This is a genomic window from Acinetobacter sp. YH12152 (genome assembly GCF_013418285.1).
Taxonomy (GTDB): Bacteria; Pseudomonadota; Gammaproteobacteria; order Pseudomonadales; family Moraxellaceae; genus Acinetobacter; species Acinetobacter amyesii.
This window is the reverse complement of the sequence record NZ_VPCH01000124.1, coordinates 1-1,102: the sequence shown is the minus strand read 5'-3', so window position 1 is coordinate 1,102 and position 1,102 is coordinate 1. Positions and strand designations below refer to the sequence as shown.

1 protein-coding gene is annotated in these 1,102 nt (G+C 34.4%); it reads right to left on the bottom strand.

Features of this window, described 5'->3' with window-relative positions; all coding sequences use genetic code 11:
• Window positions 1-17: 17 nt before the first annotated feature.
• Window positions 18-1,046 (bottom strand): IS701-like element ISAba11 family transposase, encoded by a 1,029-nt coding sequence (locus FTU83_RS17275; RefSeq protein ID WP_163123964.1) that lies wholly within the window; start codon window positions 1,044-1,046, stop codon window positions 18-20.
• Window positions 1,047-1,102: the final 56 nt, after the last annotated feature.

The window sequence follows — 1,102 nt, the reverse complement described above, 5'->3', positions numbered from 1 at the left end:
ATAGGACTTACGCACTATCATTTATAGATTCTCTGTGGTAGCAGATGATTTTTATCGAGAATAAAGTCATCAATGAAGTTTTTGATAATTGGTCTAAATAATTTCTTCTGCCAACGATATATATTTTCAAAGATCCGCTCAAACTGGTTCTTTTGTATCTCAACGTAGGCCATCAAGGCTGAAAAAATATGATTCAAAATCAGTTTAGATCGTCTTACTTGAAACTTTTCAATATGACAAACCTGTTTAATCACCCGGTGATATTGCTCTATTTTCCAATGACTTGAATGTAATTCATGAAAACCTTCAAAGGACAATAAATCATCTTCATCTTGATGCACAATATAAAACCTCTGCTGTTCTTTTAACTGAGTCTTAAATAATTGTACAAAGCCAAAATCTTTGAGCCAGACCACTTGACCCTGATGGAAATCTGGCAATAAGCGCAGTTGAAACCATTGTCCTTTTTCTGGGGAAACCTTACGGTTACAGTCGATACCAAACATAAATCGAATACCATATTTTCTTATGGTTTTTAGATTTCCAGTCGATGAATACCAACTATCACCTGTAATAAATTGAATCTTTGCACCCCAACTGAGTACTTCACTTAACATATCCATAAAGTAATCATTCTTGGTTTTACTTTCAGATTTGTCATAAATTCGGAAATTAATTGGAATATTTTGACCATTTTGATCTGTCGCATACAAGGTAATGAGATTAATACCCTTGACGGAACGGTGGTGTTTGCCTGACCAAAAATAGCTAACTAAGTCCATATGCTGACTATACGGTTTATCTAAAACAGTATCATCAATACTGACTATAAGTTTATTATTATCAATATGTTGAATTGCTTCCTGATATAGGTCGTGAGGTGTGTAGTCTTCACGCTCTAGAAAGCGATTTACACTATCATGCGAGATATTATAAGTCTCGGCAAGTTGTGTGCAGCTAATAGAGTTCGGTTCTGTCATGAGAAAGCCCATATAAATGGGTAGAGTACAAGTTGCTGTAGAAGCATTTTTAATTCGTCTGATCACAGATACTTTATAAAGTATTTTAATACTTTTTTGAATCCGTCAATGCGTAAGTCCTA